The following is a 14,791-nucleotide window of genomic DNA, read 5'->3' as shown; positions in this document are numbered from 1 at the left end:
TTTCGCTTGTGCCGTGTTCATGCGCGGCGTCAGCGCGGCCAGTAGCCGTGGCGGATCATGCGGGTCATCTCGGGGCCGCTGAGCGTTCCGGGGATCATCTGGCCGCGGCGCTGCTTCGCGAGCCGGTCTGCTTCGTGGGCCGCGTCGTCGAGCATCCGCACGAGCTGCATCGTCTCCCTGACCGACAGAACGATGGTGGTCGCGTCGGTCGAGGTGAGTAGGCGACGCAATGCGGACGTCGCGCGCCCGTGCTGTGAGCCGGCATCGGGCGCGCGATGCAGGGCGCTGACGGCGCGTTCGATGCCCGCGCGCGCAACATGCACAGCATGGTCGTGAGCCTCAGCCGTGGCGTGCGCCTGATGTTGCCGGAACGCGCGATCCAGTATCGCGGCGGCACGGTCGGCGCTCACGAGTCGGCGTCCGGGTCGGCGAACTGGTCGATGAGCGACTCGAAGTCGTCAGTGCCGTCCGCGTTGGTGCTGACCGCGGTCACGAGACGCAGGTCGCAGGATTCGGCGTACCAGGCGCGCAACCGGTCGAAGTCGGGAGCGTGCGTGTCGTACCCGCAGTCCTCGAATACGGCGACCTGCCCGTCGTCCATCGACAGGTAGATCTTGTGGCAGCCGTCGAAGTGCATCGCGACAGCCTGGCCGACGCGTTCGCGCACAAGCGCCCACGTGGCCGACAGAGTTTCGCTACTGGTCATGGGGGTCTCCGTTCTGCACCGCCGCGGTCGGGCGGTACGCCTCACGACATGCGCGGGTGGATCGCCCCGGTCGGCCTCGTTCAGGATCCGTACCCGGCGAGGGTCTCCACCGCGTCCCGGAACTTTGCGGCGCCGTCCGTGCCGTACTCCGTGAACTGGCCGCGGCTGCGACCTCGGGCATCGCGCGGGAAGTCGAGCGCGTCGCAGAGGGCGCCCCACGCGTCGATGCCTGCTGTGCTGGGTTCGCGGATGAGGGTGCCGCTCTCGTTCCCGGTGCGGGGAGCGGGCGCGAGCGTGTGAATCAGGATGGCGATCCGCTGGCCGCGGCCGTCGAGGATCGCATACCGGCGGGACCAGGCGTGGTCGATCTGCGGGGTGATGTCGAGCAGTTCCAGCGGCAGCGTGAGCGCGCCGGCTCGGGTGTGTGGGCTGGTCATCGGGTCTCCGTTCGCGCGGGACTGGGCGGGGTGAGTGCGGGGCACCAAGGGGGTGTGTGGTGGCAGCGCCCCGCACTCGCTGTCGTCATGCGCGGGTGGATGAACCAGTCAGATGGGTGTGACGGTGGCGAGCTCGTCGATGGTGCGGGTGATGTGCTGGCAGGTGCGGCAGCCGATGTGTCCGCGCCGGGCGATCGCCCGGTCCACGTCGCTGCGGAAGCGCGCATAGTGGACCTGGCAGTACAGCTGCGTCCAGCAGCCTTCCCGGCACACGACGGCGACCGTGGCATCGACGCGGGTGTGGTGCGGTTCTGTGCAGGCCGGTGTGAAGTCGAGCCTGGTGAGGCACGTCTCGTCGACGGTGCGGACGCTCATCGGGTGCCTCCGAGGAGGTCCATCTCCCACGCTGTATCGAGGGTGCGCAGTCGGTCATGGGCGGACTTGCGCACCCATTCGTCGCGATCCTCAGCGAGCTGGGTGAGCGTCTCGCGGGACGTGGCACGGTGCCGGGCGACGCCCGACAGGATCGACTCACGCACCATGTCGTCGTTGCTGTCCTGGGACGTGGTCCGGTCGACGATGGACTGCAGCAGGTGGGGCGTGAGGTTCGGGTTCTGAGCGACCCGCGGCGTCGGATTCTGCACGGCCTTCGCGAGCTGCTCAGGCGGGAAGTTCTCGTGGGCGACGGCGTACTGGTCGCCTCCGTCGGCCCATGCCCGCACCAGCACGTCCCGGGGACAGTTCCGGGACTGTACGGCCAGTTGCGCGTTGTGGCTGTCCCACGTGTCGCCGTACCGGTTGTCGTAGGCGTGCCGCAGCGTCGCAGGCGAGACATTGTCGTGGAACAGGGCCACGTTCACGGCGCTCGGATCGTGCGTACGGTGCCGGGATCCGGTGACGACGGAGTGCAGCGTGCCGGCCGACACGTTCCGGTTCATCAAGGCGGCATCGTGCACGCCCGAGACATGGTCGTGGGCGAGATAGTCGAGCACCCGCGGATCGTCGCTGGTGCGGGCAAGACGTTCCCTGGCGGCGTGATCCTCAGCCAGCGGGCGGATCTGCTGCTCGTACGTGTCCTGGTCGGTGACCGCCTCGAGGTGCTCGGCTTCGAGTTCACGCACTCGCTCCTGCTGGTTCCCGGCGTCCACCCAGAACGTGTACGAGTCGCTGCCCGGTTCGTCGCGGCGCATCCCGTAGAGGGTGGAGCCGTCGTATCCGCCTCCGGTGACGCTGAACGCGGTCTCCTCGAGATCCGAGTCGTCCCCGATGGGGATGATCTCGCCGCTGTCGGTGATCACCTCGGTCGGCATCAGCCACCGGTCGCCGTCGGCGTGAGTCATCTCGAAGCGCACCTGCTCGGCGTCGGGATGGATACGGCGGGCGAGGGACGTCATCGCCGGCGGGGCGGCGTCCTTCACCCGCTCCCATCCCGCATCGAACTCGGCGCGCGTGATCTCACCTGCCGCGTACTGTTCCTGCAGCTCGTCGCGGGTCTGCTGGAACCGTGCGAACGCCGGATCCATCTCGGACGGCGACGGCGGCTTCACCAGACCGCCCGTCTGCGGCTTGGTGCCGTGTTCCTTCACCCACTTGCCGTCGGTGGCGCGGGTCTGGTTCGGGTTGAACCCGTTCGGACGAGTGCTCATACCTGGATCATGCGAACCCACCTGTTATTCCCGGCACAGTTCACGCACCCGCGCATGAGGCGACAAGGCACACCGCCTCTGACGGATCGGAGAGAACATGTCGGACACCACGCCCACGCAGGCCGCTCTCGACGCCGCGTTCTACACGCAGGCCGCGGACACCGGCTGGCGGGTACACGCCTACGCACGCGCCGAGGACGAGTACTTCCGAGCACGCATCATCGCGTTCGTCGCCGTCGCTCGGTATCGCACGCCCGCGGCCGCGACCGCCCGGTTCGACGCCGGAGACTTCAACCATCTCGACGGCACCCCCGGCCACGTCACCCTCCGGGCGCTGCTCGACGACAACGACGCCGATCTGACCGACCTGCCGGACACGTTCGACCTGGACGACCTCCCGGCACTCGAGATCCCTAACCACGAGGCCGACCGTTTCCTCGTCACGCTGCCCGATGGCAGCTTCGAACTGCGCCTGGCCGACTGGGAGTACGAGCACGCCACCCAGGAGGTGCGGATGCGCGAAGCGGTTCTCGATCGCGCCCACCAGCTCACCCCGCGCAGCTACGACCCGGGCGCCTCCTCCCCCGATAGGAGATCCGATTCGCATGACGATCACCCAGCCGATGCCGGCGCCGCGCACGCTCGCCGAGTATGAGGCCGCGAAACCGCACATGATCGACACGCTCGGCAGGCCCCTGGTCACCGCCTGGTGCGACACCTGCCGCATTCGGCACTTCACCGTCGAACCGTGCGCGTCCGAAGCGCCCTGCCCCACGTGCGGATCCACCCGCTCGCGCTGCATGCGCCCGTCCGAACACGAGGCGCCCTCCTGGCATCGCGCTCGCGTCGCTCGATTCGAGGCGCTCTGCGATCAGCGCGAATCCGAGGGCCTCCCCCAGGTGGCGCGCTGGCCCGCACCAGCCCCACCTCCCGACAGGCACCGCCCGGCATGATGGCGACTACTGCCACGTGTTCGCGCCGCGGCCGCGGAGGATCCCCCACACGGCGCGGTACATCTTCGCCGCGTCGCTGCGGGACGGTATCGGGAGGAGGAGATTGCCTCCTGCTTCGAGGGCTCCGACGGCGCCGACGAGCCACAGCACCGTCCACGGCTGTGACGCTGTCGCCGCGACGAGGCCCGCGGAGACGATCAGATGCAGGATCGGGCCTGCGGGGGCGATGATCGCCTGCTGCCAGGTCCTCGGTGTGTCACGTGGCCGTACCGAGAACGTGAGCCCGAGCTTGAGCTGTGCCCACCCGAGGCCGAGCGCGTAGTACGCGACCACGTGGCCGAGTTCGTGGCACAGCATGAGCACGACCACCCCGACCGCGAACACGGCGATGAACAAGACAGCATGGTCGTCTCCGTCCACCGCGCCGAGCCGTCCTGCCGCGACGTGCACGCCGTAGGCGACCGTCGCGGCCGCGACGATCATCACCACAAGGGCGGCCGCGGCCGGGCGGACGATGACGCGCGGCACCGACGCCCGGTCGGCGTCCTGTCGTCGGTCAGCGGCCACCGCGTTGCTTGTCGAAGCCACTCAGGATGCCCTCTTCCCACCGGTCCTTCCCGGACGATCCGAGCTCGTCGAAGTTGATCGGCATGTGCTCGCGCAGGTAGGCGCGCTGTTCCGGCGTGTACGACTCCATCCAGTGCGCCGGTTCCGGCGCTGGTGGCGTACGCCGCGGCTCAACCTTCGGCGCCGGCTTCGATTCGGCCTTGCCTGCCCGAGCCTCCTCGGCCGCCTTCTTCTTCGCGTACGTCGCGGGACGCCGAGATGCTTCCGCGATGTCGGCAGGGGCCTTCCCAGAACTGGTCAACCCCGCCTCGTACAGCGACCGACGGTCCTTCGGGGTCCGGTCGTACACGGCGCGAATCGTGGATTCGGACACCTGCCAGTTGACGATCGCGGAACGCTGGGACGCTTCCGGCCCGTACATGGCGATGTTGTGCAGCACTGCCGCGCGGGCGTGCGGCGACTTCGCCACCTGTTCGACCTCGTCGTCGGTACCGTTCTGCACGAACCACATCAGCTCACGCTGGCTCGTAATCTCCGAGACGGGCTTCTCCGGACGGTCGATCGTGTCGGCGGCGTTCTCGAGCCGCTGCGCGTCGTACTCGAGCTGCGCGTTCTCGATACGCACACCCTCCGGCGACGACCGCGCGTACCCCGGCCCGTCCCCCACGGTGCCGTCGAGCGGGAGGTACCAGTTCCCGGACGGGTCGACGCGCAGACCATTCATGTCGAAGCTGGACGGCTTCGTGCCGCTCGCGGTGAGACCTTCCGTGATCGCGTTGATCTCTTCCGCCGCCGGACGGTCCTCCTCCACGAGACGGTGGATCTCGGGACGCGGCGCGGCGGTGTCGGTCGCGAACCCGGTCACCTTGAGCGTCCCGCCGACGTTCTTGAACGTCACCGCCTGCGCATCCGGATGCTGTTCCCGCATGACCTCTCCGATGCGCAACGGGGCCGTTTCGAGCATCCCGGCTGCGGCACGATCCGCACGGATCACGCTCGTCGCACCGGCGCCGTCCTGACCGGCCTCGTCGAGCGCCGCGTCGCGGTTGTTCCGGTACCCGTAGTACAGGTCTCCGGTCGGGGCGTCTCCCCCGCGCCAGGCGGACGGCGGAAGATCCGGCGCCGTCACCTGCTGGTCGGCATCAGCTTCGCCGGCAGGGGGCTTGCGCAGCCCGCCGCTGGCGGGCCGCTGGCCACGTTCCTTCTTCCACTTCCCGTCGTCGGCACGCGACTGGTTCGGGTTGAATCCGCTACGGCTTCCCATGTCTGCATCATGCGGACCCGTCCACGATTCCCAGCACACTCCCCCGACCCTGCCCGCGCATGAGACAGGCAGACACCACGGGACCGGCCGCGACAACAGTCACGGCCGACGAGGACAGGAGGATCCGATGGGCAGCCACAACTTCGAAGCGACGATCTACACGAACGCCGACATGGACACCGCATACCGGGAGGCCGTCGAGCAGGCCCGGTACGAGTTCGGCGCCGACCCGTACAACGGCACCATCTCCACCACGGAAGGTGTGCGCCTGTCCCCGCTCGCCGCGAACGGCCCGATCCGCGAGGACCAGATCAGTTGGGAGAGCATCTCGGGGCGCCTCGATCACCTGAACAAGTGGGACGTGTGCGAGGCGATCCCGATCCTCCGCGTCGAGAACGCACGCACGGAAGAGCTCGGCAAGCTGGACGCCACGATGACGGTCCCCTCAGAACTGCTCTCCACGCCCGGTCACGGCGACGCACTCAGCGCCCTGCTCACGAAGGCGCTCCGCAAGACGGCACGAACTGCCGGTGCCGTGCAGGCACGCGACTGGACCGGGAAGTCGAAGACGATTCCGCTCCCGGAAACGCCCGCGAGCTATCAGGTGCAGTTCTCGTCGGCTCGGATCGTGCAGAAGCCGCGCGTGACGACCCGAGCGACGACGGGAAAGACCGTCACCCGATACTTCATCCTCCCCACCAACACCCGCAGCCAGATGCCCGCGTGGGAGTCGGGGTACCCGACACAGGCCGCGGCCCGCGCCGCCCTCCCGCAGGACCTCAGCTCCCAGCATGTCCTCAACGGTTCCCACACGTCGGAGTCGTGGCAGATCATCGCGATGACGCGCCGCGAGGATGGCTCCCCGCTGGTCACGCATGAGGTCGACGCGGCCGCGGGAAAGACGGTCAAGGCCACCTTGACCGGGAGGATCCAGCAGGTACTCTCGCCGTCGAAGGCGACCGGCGAGAAGGGGTGGCTGTTTTACGGATGGGCGGCATCCTGACCAACTGATCCTCGCCTCCGGGGTTCGGCATGACACGATGCTCCTGTCGGATCCCGGAGGTCAACCGACGATGCCGTCGCTGCACACCACCCAGCAGGCGCCGACACCAGCGTGCCCGCAGTCACAGACGTGAGGCACGGCGCCGTTCGCGTCGAAGTGCGCCTCGCATACCGTGACGGTGGCGTGACAGCAGGCCGCGACCAGCGCAACGCTCCCCTGTGCTCGGCACCGATCGGCCCCGCACGCCTCAGCCGGCGTGAGACCCGCGAATCCGGCCGCGGCCGTCGCGTCGGCCAGTAGCGTCACGGCAGCAGGTGAGGCAACGTGAGACTGTCCTGGCACGCGCCCCAGTCGGATGCGAACAACCGCTCGAGGAGCGCAGCCGCGAGCACCCCATGATCGGTCGCCTCATACAGGGCACTGATCGCGTCGAGCCCCTCGTGGATACCATCCACGTCGCCGGTGTGGCGCGCATGCATGACCTGGTGAGCGTGCTCACGGAACTGCGCGATCACCGTCGACATCTCGTCGAGCTGCTCGTCCATGACAATCGTCGCAACGGTCATCGGTCACGCTCCCCTCCCTGGAAGACGCTTCGGCCCACGAATGTACGCCTCACGCCGCGTCCCCGCCCCACGGCCCGTCATCATCTGGCAGGTACGTCGACAGCGGCGGCACCGGCTGCAGCGGCTTCTGTGCTGGCTCCTGGTCACGCCGCTGCCGCCGATACTCTGCGAGGCTCACCACGGGGTCCATACCTGCATCATGCGCAACCGCCGGCCGATCCCGGTACGGGCCGGCACGGGCACCGTCCCGCCGCGGGGGTGCGTCAGCCGCTCGTCGTGAACGGTTCCGAGGTGACCTCGGTCCGGTAGAGCTCGTGGCGTGCCTGTGCAGCCTTCACCAGCTCGAGCAGCGCTTCGAGGTCGCCCGTCATGAGGGTGATGGTCTGCTGCCCCTGCTGCACGGTCACACGACCGTCACCGCCGAGCGTGGTCACCATCTGTGCGGAGAACGTCACGCCCGACGGCGCCGCCGCCTGAAAATCGTCCTGCGTCAGCACTGCCGAACGCGCAGACACCTGAACCGTCACTCCACACCCCCCTCCGGGATCCGCTCTCTGGGCATCGCGCCCGGTGAACACCGTACCGGCCCACCCACACGATCCGCCCGGGGCACGTCGACGAACGACGAGCATCCCTGCCCGCAAGCCCACCCCCGACTCGCGGCGACACGACCTACTCGGCCGGCGGCGTCAGCGTCCGGAACACCCGCTCACGCGAGGCGCGATAGGTCTCCTCGATCTCGATGAGCTGCAGCTTGACGGCGTTGAGCACATAGTCGACGCGGTACTCGAGTGCGGGATCGAGCCGTGCCGCCTCGAACGCGTACCCTCGGAACGAAAGCGCATAGTCATCGCCGGTGTCAGGGTCCGCGGCAATGTCCTGAAACGACGCCGCGGCCGTCTCAGCGAGCACCTTCGCCAACTGCACCGGCGGCTGGTCGTCGGGGTTCTCCGTGGCGAAATTCAGCAGCGCATTCGCAGTGCGCGACCACTGTGCTTCTCGCATCGCCCACGCCTCGGCACGAGCCGCAGCACGCGCCCACCCGGGCTCCTGCGTCTGGTCGAGCATCGACTCAATCGTGAGCTGGTCGAGCACATCGTCCGCGGCACCGTCCTGCCATGCCTGCACTCGCGTGACACCGGCCGACGTGAACAGGTCGATGCCGACACGAGCGAGGACATCCACCCACTCCCCCGTGGCTGGATCGTACAGACCTGCCTGGGCGAGCTCGAGCATCACACGGAACGCCCACTCGGCGATGTCCTCCTCGATGTCCTGCCCACCCTTTCCTTCCGGGAAGTGTGCGGGACGGGCGAGGTTCTCTGGGAGCCACAGCATCGGATGCCACAGCATCGTCGTCTTCACGCCTCGCCACGATCCCTCGACGGGACGCATCGGGACCGGATGGGCAAACAGCGGCGCCGCATATACGGCCTCGTGGGAGATGCCCGTGTCGCCTTCGAACAGTTCGGTGCGGGCAGCCCACTGCCACGGGTCGGCCGTGAACAGCAGCCCCTCACCAGGCTCAAGCAGGTAGGTGCGCGTCACGTCGGTCATAGTGGCCTTCCTGGGTCGGGGTGCGGGCACCTCGCGTGAACGAGATACACCTACTGCTCTACGGCAACCAGCGCCTCGAGGTGATGCCCCGCGTCAGTCGCGCACCTCAGCGTCCGTCGCAGACGCGTCGACGCAGAGGTCGCCGTCGACGGTCGAGACACGGACGGGGAGGTCCTGCCCTTCGATCGTCCCGTCCTCGCGGGTCGTACCGACGACGAACCAGAAAGTCTCACTGCCGGCGTCACCTTCCGTCTTGACGAGCTCAGCAGTATCAGCAGCTTCCGAGAGCGAGATCCAACTGATCTCCGAGGTAACGTCCTCAAGAGCTCCTTCACAGATCCCGTCGAACGGATCCTCCCGAACCGCCGTTTCCTTGTGCTCCTCAGATGGATTCTCGCCGGCCATGTAGATGTCCTCGATGACCCACGCGACGAAGTCTTCTGCGAGGGCCTGGGCGCGCTCTTCGGGGGTTCCGGAGGCGCAGCCGGTCAGCGCGGCCGCGGCGATCGCGCCTGCGGCCGCGGTGGCGAAGATGCGGTGGGGAGCCTTCATGGGATGAATCCTATGTGCGCGCTGTAGGCATCGTCGAGAAGCCGGCGCCGTCAGGGACCGTCCGGGATCGTCTCGAGCGCCGTGCCGGACTCGCTGCGCGCATACTCGCTGTCTTCCTCGGCGAGCACGCGCGTCAGCGAAGACAGGTACGTGTCGTGGAGGGCGACGAGCTGACTGGTGAGGTCTCCGAGGAGCTCCACCGTGTCGGCGCCGGGTTCACGAAGGGCGGCACTGATCGGTTCGATGCTGTCCCAGATCGGCCCATAGCCGTCGATCGCCTCAGGGGCTTCGGCGAGCGTGGAGATCACCAGCGGCGCGACCTTGTCGAACACCTCAGGGGCCTTCTCCGCAGCGGCCTGTTCGTCGACGTCCTCGAGCTCGCTGGTGATCATCTCGACGATGCTGTGCGTGGTGAGCACCCACTGGGCTTCTTCGTACTCGTCGTAGTCCATGATCGCGTCCTGCGCCGCGACGTGATCCGTCTCCGGGGTGTCCGGATAGAGCCCGTTGAGGGTGTCCCAGTCGATGCCATCGAGGAGCGGGTCCGCGTTCCCGGCCAGCCATGTCTGCACGCGCGCCCGATCACTCGGGTGGTCAAGACTCAGGCCGAGCCAGGCGAGCACGTCCACCCACGTGCCGTCCTCGGCGACGTATACGCCGTGCTCGATGAACGCCCGGCACACGCGGTACCCCCACTCGCCGTCCGACTCATCAGGGAGAGGCGCGGCGAGCTTCGTGGGAAGCCAGAACACGGGATGCCAGGCCACTTCCAGCGGGATCCCGGCCGGGCCCTCCGGGTGGCGTTCATACAGGGGCGTCGCGAACGCCGGCAGGTTGTAAATGAACTCCGTCTGTGCGGCACCGAGAGTGCGTTCGAACTCGTCGATACGGCGCACCCATTCGGCCGCGTTCGGCACGAGGATGAGACGGTCCCCGGGCTGCTGTTGCCACCGGCGCGGCCTGATCGTCTCTACGGGAATGCTGCCCGTGACCATCGCTGTCCCTTCCCGGTTGCCACCTGGCAAGCCGCTTCACCCTCCTGCTCTACGGCAACCCCGGGAGAGACGACTCAGGATGCGGAACTGCCCAGCGCGAAACCGGCCCACTCGTCCGTGCGCCAATCCGTGACGATCTCCTCCACGGTCACGTTCGGATCCCCCGGAACCGCGACAGTCACATCGCGCACATCCTGCTGCGTCATCCCCGGCACCAGGTGCGTCTTCGACCAGATCTGGTGCGCGACCGCGATCGGACGGGCCAGCTCCCCCGACAGCGGCGGGAACCGCTTCTCTGGTCCGGTCGCGTTCTCGCGTGCTGCACGCTCGACCGCATAGAACCCGGGGTCCTTCTTCGCCATACGGCGGATGCGCTTCTGCGACTCCCATTCGGACACGAGCCGGTCACGTGCCGCCTTCACCTGCGGCACGCGCCACTTCTCGCGCGCCTTCACCAGCTTCGTGAGGATCGTGTCGGACACCGACGCGTTCTTCCAGAACTCGACGTACTCGCCCTTGCTGGCGAAACTCGCCGGTGGGTACAGGAAGGATCCGTTCTGCGGCATGGTCGTGAGGTTACCGCTGACCGGGCGCCTGCCGGAACTGCGCGCGAACTGTCCCCCGATGCCGACGCCACCTGCGGTGACTCCTGCAGGAACGCGATTCATGCTCATGCGTCACCCTCCGGAAGTGGACCACGCTTGTTGACCTGGTCGGTGACCTCATCGATCCGCTCGGCCATCAGCTCCTGCCGTGCCTGGTTGTCGGCAGCGCGACGCTCCTGACGGCGACGGGCACGCTCGAGCTGATCGTGCTGGCGCCGATACGCGGCCTCCGCGGCCTTCCGCTCCTCGCCAGACGGCGCATGCACGGCCCTGTCGGCCGCGCGGCGCGTGGCGCGCGTCTCACGACGCACCTCCTGCTGCCCGGCCTTCCGCTGTGCCTTCTCGAGACGGTTCAGTGCCGCCTGGTCGCGCGAGGCATGACCGCGCTGCCCATAGTCATCGCTGCCGACCCTGTCGAGGAGCTTGCTGGCTTCCGCATCGGCGAGCTGATCGGCCCGCTCCCGCGCCGAGTCACGCTGAGACGCGCGGGCTGAGTCACGTTCTGCGCGCGTCGTACCCGCCGTCTGCTCGCGCCATGTGGGCTTCCTCGGACCGCCAGAGCGGAGCTCAGCGGCAGAGTTGCGCAGGTGAGCGGCGCGCGTCAGGCGCGTTCCGACGCGCGAGTTCGCGAACCGGGTGATCTTCGAGTCCACGCCGCGCGAGCCACCGCCCTGCGTGATGCGATGCGACGCGGAATCCAGCATCGCGTTCGCCGCCTCACCGGGACGGGCCTTCGCGCGCAGAGCACGTGTCCGGAGACGTTCCCGGATCCCCAGTCCCAACTCCTCGGTGCGCGCGTCACGATCCTCCCTCACGTTCCGGCGGCGCGTCGCCATTTGCGCGCGGACTTCACCGCGCGACATCCCGCCTGCCTTGAGCTCAGCCTTGTAGTCGCGCAGTTGCTGCGTCTCCTCGCGGCGACGCGCCACCTCATCGTCCACACGGTTGTGACGAAGTTCCTTCCGCCCAGCGCTGTCAGCCGCGTTCGAGACGCCGATGAGGCGACCGGTCTCGTCACGTTCGCGTGTCGCTTCCAGCGTTTCACGCGTGCCGGCTTTCTCCCGCCCGGTGGGGGTGAGCTTATTCTGCTCATCGCCCTGTTGCGCATCCATCGCCGACCGCCGACCTGGCTTGGTCGTATTGCCCCCTCGGTAGCCGCCGAGACGGCCGCCGCTGGCCTTCGAGATGAGGCCCTTTGTTCCTTCGCGTCCGGCGGTGCGCGCCATTCCCTTTGCCATCCGGCCGACGCCAGCCATGACTCCCGCGCCGGCAGCGACGCCGGCCGCACCGCTGATCCCGGCCTTCCCCCACGACTGTGCGCCGCTGATCGACAGCGGAGACGGTACGTGGAATGCCTTCTTGAAGATCATGTTCAGCGCGATGAGCGCCATGACCGGCGCCGCTCCCGCCCACAGCATCGTCATGAGCTGCCCCTCACCGAAGATTGCGACGCCGACGCGCATGAGGACGTTCGTGATGATGACGACCATCGCCATCAGAGCGGTCACCATTGATGCGACGAGCGAGACGCCGAGGAACTTTGAGAACGACTTCCCAATGACCTTCTTGAAGGGGTTCTGCGAGAACATCGCTGCGAGAACGACAAACCAGAAGGTGATGGTGAACACGATCGTGAAGATTTTCGCGACGAACACGATCAGCGCCACGAACCCGAACGCGATGAACGTGCCGAGAGAGCCGAACGCGTAACCCCAGACCGCCGCTCCGGCGCCGCCCGCCGACGCGCCGGAAAGATGGCCCGCGAAGTCTTGCACCGCGACGTAGTCCCCGGTCACCTTCGCGGCGTCCTCGATCGCGTCCGACGCAGACGTCTCGAACTCGTCGGGTGCATCCTTGCCCCCGTATCCGTTGTCCGGGTCGGGCATGTCAGGGGTGCGGAAACGCCACCACAGGTCGCACAGCTGCACGAGCTTCGTATCGTTCGCGATGGCACCGGCACGGCCTTCCCACCCGTCCCACCCGTCCTCGAGCTCCCACGTCCACCCGTCACCGTCCTTCACGGCACGGCAGATCGTCCACCCCATGTGTGTGACATCGTTCTGCGCTCCCTCAGGGTGCTTGAACGCCATCGTCGGATACTTGTTGCCGCCAGGAAGACCGCTCGTCGCGTCCTGATGCTGCCCGTTGTTCGTCGCGCCGTCCTGTGCGGGCCGGTAGTCCGTCAGCGTGAAACCCTGGTTGGCGGCCATCTGCTCAAAATTGGCCTCCATCGTGTCGTAGGACACGTGGGTGTCGACGTTGAGGACGTGGCACCAGACCTTGTCGCCATAGTCGTTGTTCTGTCCGAACTGCGCATCCTTCCACGTCTCGAGTCCGGTCGTGAGCCACATCTGGTCCATAACACGAACGATCGACACTGACGCATTGCTGGGCGCCCATACGTCGATCTGGTCGGCGAAGTTCTTGTTCATCGCCTTCACGTATTGGCCGCATCCGAACAGGCCCTGATCGCTGGCAGAAAGCGTTACTTCGTCGACGAGATCGATCGTGCCCATGAACGAGTCGGCCACGGTGGCGCTGATCTTCCCGAGCCACTCGTTGACGAGCATCGCTGCCCACAGTGGGGTACCCGGCGTGGACTCGTAGGACGCACTGTCCTCGATACCTTCGGCGTCCTCGTCCCGTTCCAACGCAGCCTGGCCCATCGTGAAGAACAGGGTGAGGACTCCGAGGAGTGCACCGGTGCGTTTGAAGATGATGCCGACTTGCTGGCCACGCAGTGTTTGAAGGACAGCGGTGATGATGACTGCGACCACGCCGACGGCGATGAGGACGAGGCCGGTCGCGGTGTTGCCGCCGGTGAGGGCCGTGAAGATCTGATCGCCGACGATGTCGATCGTCGCCCCGACCTCGCTGAGCGGATCGAACTCGACGCTGTTGATGACGAAGTCGCTCGCAGTGAAGGACAGGAAGTTGCCCATGTTCATCGCGGCTGCGTGCAGCATCGACCGGTCGAGGGACTTGATGAGCTGGTCTGAGAGGAGGTTGTCGAAGTCGCTGTAGAACGAGTAGGTGCCCGACTCCCACACGGTGCGCGGCCGGAACTGGCTCGTCATGATCTTCTCGACCGCAGAGGATTCCCAGTAGTCCTGGCATTCCTTTGTCGTGCAGTCGTCTTCGGGAGGCTCGATCTCGATCGCCGGAACGATACTGTACGTTCCGACAGTGGTTGACGAGGCGATCTGCGCCGTATCTTCCGCCTGCATGAGCGCACCGCCGGTAAGCGAAAGAGTGATCCCTGTAAGGGCGAATGCAACGGTAAGTGCTCGCGCGTGCGCGTCACGAAAGAAGGCGCGGATCTTCCTCATCGGAGCTTCCTGTCACTAACTGTCAGTTCAGTGCTCATCCACGTACGGCGCTTGTGCTTCCGAGGTCGGTTAGTGGAGGCCACGTAAACAACGTCGATGTCACGCATCTCGTCTGGGTCTCGGTCAAGCCAGAGCGGCTGGTGCCATACGAGTTGGGGTTTGAGGACCGGGTGGCCGTCGATGAAGATGGCACCGTTGGCTGAGTCGATCCAGTCCTTGATCGCCTTGTACGCCCGCTGGTTCATGGCTTTCTTGATGCGGATGTAGTAGGCGCCGAATCCGAGGCCAGCTACGACGAGGGCTATGAGAACCCCAATGGGGCCGCCTGCGGGGACAAAGAGGAGCGCCGCGACGCCGAACATTCCGAGGGCGATGAACACCATCGGGATGATGGCTCGGTTGACGGCGTAGCCGAGGAACACGGTGCGGCGGTGTTCGTTCTTGCTGCTGCCGGTGAGGTCGGTCAGGTCGCGGACAGGCGGCGGCTGCCAGTTGTCGTCGTCCTTCGCCATCGGGCGATCCCTCCCTTGCTCCGTTCAGCGCTGCAGGTCTTCGTCGTGCGTGGCCACCGGCGGGGGCGGCTGGGGCCGCCCCCCGGACGAAAAAATTTT

19 protein-coding genes are annotated in these 14,791 nt (G+C 67.1%); 2 read left to right on the top strand and 17 right to left on the bottom strand.

What is annotated here, in order from left to right:
* Positions 1–29 precede the first annotated feature (29 nt).
* From Q1J95_RS01430 to Q1J95_RS01410, 5 genes are all read right to left on the bottom strand, one after another.
* Positions 30–410: a hypothetical protein gene (locus Q1J95_RS01430; RefSeq protein WP_300265487.1), complete on the bottom strand. Its 381-nt coding sequence runs from the start codon at positions 408–410 to the stop codon at positions 30–32.
* Positions 407–706, bottom strand: a complete 300-nt coding sequence (locus Q1J95_RS01425; RefSeq protein WP_300265486.1) for a hypothetical protein — start codon at positions 704–706, stop codon at positions 407–409. The genes Q1J95_RS01430 and Q1J95_RS01425 overlap by 4 nt, the downstream gene beginning before the upstream one ends.
* An 80-nt stretch (positions 707–786) precedes the next feature.
* A complete protein-coding gene (locus Q1J95_RS01420) occupies positions 787–1,143 on the bottom strand; it encodes a hypothetical protein (RefSeq protein ID WP_300265485.1) in 357 nt (118 codons plus the stop codon).
* A gap of 108 nt (positions 1,144–1,251) precedes the next feature.
* The gene (locus tag Q1J95_RS01415; RefSeq protein ID WP_300265483.1) at positions 1,252–1,518 is read right to left on the bottom strand and encodes a hypothetical protein; all 267 of its coding nucleotides are present in this window, start codon (positions 1,516–1,518) and stop codon (positions 1,252–1,254) included.
* The gene (locus tag Q1J95_RS01410) at positions 1,515–2,789 is read right to left on the bottom strand and encodes a hypothetical protein (protein WP_300265481.1); all 1,275 of its coding nucleotides are present in this window, start codon (positions 2,787–2,789) and stop codon (positions 1,515–1,517) included. Before Q1J95_RS01410 ends, Q1J95_RS01415 begins: the two co-directional genes overlap by 4 nt.
* Positions 2,790–2,886: 97 nt before the next feature.
* Between Q1J95_RS01410 and Q1J95_RS01405 the strand changes: the two genes are divergently transcribed.
* Complete coding sequence (locus Q1J95_RS01405; protein ID WP_300265479.1) at positions 2,887–3,444, top strand: hypothetical protein; 558 nt, start codon at positions 2,887–2,889, stop codon at positions 3,442–3,444.
* Positions 3,445–3,748: 304 nt separating this feature from the next.
* On the opposite strand, the gene Q1J95_RS01400 is transcribed toward Q1J95_RS01405, so the two are convergent.
* Positions 3,749–4,330, bottom strand: coding sequence for a hypothetical protein (locus Q1J95_RS01400; protein WP_300265478.1), 582 nt, complete (start codon positions 4,328–4,330; stop codon positions 3,749–3,751).
* Positions 4,299–5,573 carry a hypothetical protein gene (locus tag Q1J95_RS01395; protein ID WP_300265476.1) on the bottom strand — a complete coding sequence of 425 codons (1,275 nt, stop codon included), beginning with the start codon at positions 5,571–5,573 and terminating at the stop codon, positions 4,299–4,301. The genes Q1J95_RS01400 and Q1J95_RS01395 overlap by 32 nt, the downstream gene beginning before the upstream one ends.
* A 127-nt stretch (positions 5,574–5,700) precedes the next feature.
* Here Q1J95_RS01395 and Q1J95_RS01390 point away from each other — a divergent pair, with 127 nt between their 5' ends.
* The gene (locus Q1J95_RS01390) at positions 5,701–6,576 is read left to right on the top strand and encodes a hypothetical protein (protein ID WP_300265474.1); all 876 of its coding nucleotides are present in this window, start codon (positions 5,701–5,703) and stop codon (positions 6,574–6,576) included.
* A 60-nt stretch (positions 6,577–6,636) separates the two neighbouring features.
* Here Q1J95_RS01390 and Q1J95_RS01385 read toward each other — a convergent pair whose 3' ends face one another.
* The 10 genes from Q1J95_RS01385 to Q1J95_RS01340 all read right to left on the bottom strand — a co-directional run bounded on the left by Q1J95_RS01385 (position 6,637) and on the right by Q1J95_RS01340 (position 14,692).
* Positions 6,637–6,882 (bottom strand): hypothetical protein, encoded by a 246-nt coding sequence (locus Q1J95_RS01385; RefSeq protein ID WP_300265472.1) that lies wholly within the window; start codon positions 6,880–6,882, stop codon positions 6,637–6,639.
* Positions 6,879–7,142 (bottom strand): hypothetical protein, encoded by a 264-nt coding sequence (locus tag Q1J95_RS01380; RefSeq protein WP_300265470.1) that lies wholly within the window; start codon positions 7,140–7,142, stop codon positions 6,879–6,881. Before Q1J95_RS01380 ends, Q1J95_RS01385 begins: the two co-directional genes overlap by 4 nt.
* A gap of 49 nt (positions 7,143–7,191) precedes the next feature.
* A complete protein-coding gene (locus Q1J95_RS01375) occupies positions 7,192–7,332 on the bottom strand; it encodes a hypothetical protein (RefSeq protein WP_300265468.1) in 141 nt (46 codons plus the stop codon).
* 73 nt (positions 7,333–7,405) lie between these two features.
* Entirely contained in the window at positions 7,406–7,657 is a 252-nt protein-coding gene (locus Q1J95_RS01370; RefSeq protein ID WP_300265466.1) for a hypothetical protein, read from the bottom strand.
* Positions 7,658–7,814: 157 nt separating this feature from the next.
* Positions 7,815–8,699, bottom strand: a complete 885-nt coding sequence (locus Q1J95_RS01365) for a hypothetical protein (protein ID WP_300265464.1) — start codon at positions 8,697–8,699, stop codon at positions 7,815–7,817.
* Positions 8,700–8,792: 93 nt separating this feature from the next.
* Positions 8,793–9,251: a hypothetical protein gene (locus Q1J95_RS01360; RefSeq protein WP_300265462.1), complete on the bottom strand. Its 459-nt coding sequence runs from the start codon at positions 9,249–9,251 to the stop codon at positions 8,793–8,795.
* 50 nt (positions 9,252–9,301) lie between these two features.
* A complete protein-coding gene (locus Q1J95_RS01355; RefSeq protein ID WP_300265460.1) occupies positions 9,302–10,246 on the bottom strand; it encodes a hypothetical protein in 945 nt (314 codons plus the stop codon).
* A 74-nt stretch (positions 10,247–10,320) separates the two neighbouring features.
* Complete coding sequence (locus Q1J95_RS01350) at positions 10,321–10,920, bottom strand: hypothetical protein (RefSeq protein ID WP_300265458.1); 600 nt, start codon at positions 10,918–10,920, stop codon at positions 10,321–10,323.
* Positions 10,917–14,078, bottom strand: coding sequence for a hypothetical protein (locus tag Q1J95_RS01345; RefSeq protein WP_300265455.1), 3,162 nt, complete (start codon positions 14,076–14,078; stop codon positions 10,917–10,919). The genes Q1J95_RS01350 and Q1J95_RS01345 overlap by 4 nt, the downstream gene beginning before the upstream one ends.
* Positions 14,079–14,176: 98 nt before the next feature.
* Entirely contained in the window at positions 14,177–14,692 is a 516-nt protein-coding gene (locus Q1J95_RS01340; RefSeq protein ID WP_300265452.1) for a hypothetical protein, read from the bottom strand.
* Between the last annotated feature and the right edge of the window lie 99 nt (positions 14,693–14,791).

This window comes from Microbacterium sp. (assembly GCF_029263575.1).
Lineage (GTDB): Bacteria > Actinomycetota > Actinomycetes > Actinomycetales > Microbacteriaceae > Microbacterium.
The sequence above is the reverse complement of the archived record's forward strand: the minus strand, read 5'-3'. Positions and strand labels throughout refer to the sequence as shown.

Excerpts from the sequence above, each read along its gene's own strand:
- Q1J95_RS01425 (WP_300265486.1), bottom strand. The coding sequence starts at position 706 with ATGACCAGTAGCGAAACTCTGTCGGCCACGTGGGCGCTTGTGCGCGAA.
- Q1J95_RS01420 (WP_300265485.1), bottom strand. The coding sequence starts at position 1,143 with ATGACCAGCCCACACACCCGAGCCGGCGCGCTCACGCTGCCGCTGGAA.
- Q1J95_RS01415 (WP_300265483.1), bottom strand. The coding sequence starts at position 1,518 with ATGAGCGTCCGCACCGTCGACGAGACGTGCCTCACCAGGCTCGACTTC.
- Q1J95_RS01410 (WP_300265481.1), bottom strand. The coding sequence starts at position 2,789 with ATGAGCACTCGTCCGAACGGGTTCAACCCGAACCAGACCCGCGCCACC.
- Q1J95_RS01405 (WP_300265479.1), top strand. The coding sequence starts at position 2,887 with ATGTCGGACACCACGCCCACGCAGGCCGCTCTCGACGCCGCGTTCTAC.
- Q1J95_RS01395 (WP_300265476.1), bottom strand. The coding sequence starts at position 5,573 with ATGGGAAGCCGTAGCGGATTCAACCCGAACCAGTCGCGTGCCGACGAC.
- Q1J95_RS01390 (WP_300265474.1), top strand. The coding sequence starts at position 5,701 with ATGGGCAGCCACAACTTCGAAGCGACGATCTACACGAACGCCGACATG.
- Q1J95_RS01380 (WP_300265470.1), bottom strand. The coding sequence starts at position 7,142 with ATGACCGTTGCGACGATTGTCATGGACGAGCAGCTCGACGAGATGTCG.
- Q1J95_RS01375 (WP_300265468.1), bottom strand. The coding sequence starts at position 7,332 with ATGGACCCCGTGGTGAGCCTCGCAGAGTATCGGCGGCAGCGGCGTGAC.
- Q1J95_RS01365 (WP_300265464.1), bottom strand. The coding sequence starts at position 8,699 with ATGACCGACGTGACGCGCACCTACCTGCTTGAGCCTGGTGAGGGGCTG.
- Q1J95_RS01360 (WP_300265462.1), bottom strand. The coding sequence starts at position 9,251 with ATGAAGGCTCCCCACCGCATCTTCGCCACCGCGGCCGCAGGCGCGATC.
- Q1J95_RS01355 (WP_300265460.1), bottom strand. The coding sequence starts at position 10,246 with ATGGTCACGGGCAGCATTCCCGTAGAGACGATCAGGCCGCGCCGGTGG.
- Q1J95_RS01350 (WP_300265458.1), bottom strand. The coding sequence starts at position 10,920 with ATGAGCATGAATCGCGTTCCTGCAGGAGTCACCGCAGGTGGCGTCGGC.
- Q1J95_RS01345 (WP_300265455.1), bottom strand. The coding sequence starts at position 14,078 with ATGCAGGCGGAAGATACGGCGCAGATCGCCTCGTCAACCACTGTCGGA.
- Q1J95_RS01340 (WP_300265452.1), bottom strand. The coding sequence starts at position 14,692 with ATGGCGAAGGACGACGACAACTGGCAGCCGCCGCCTGTCCGCGACCTG.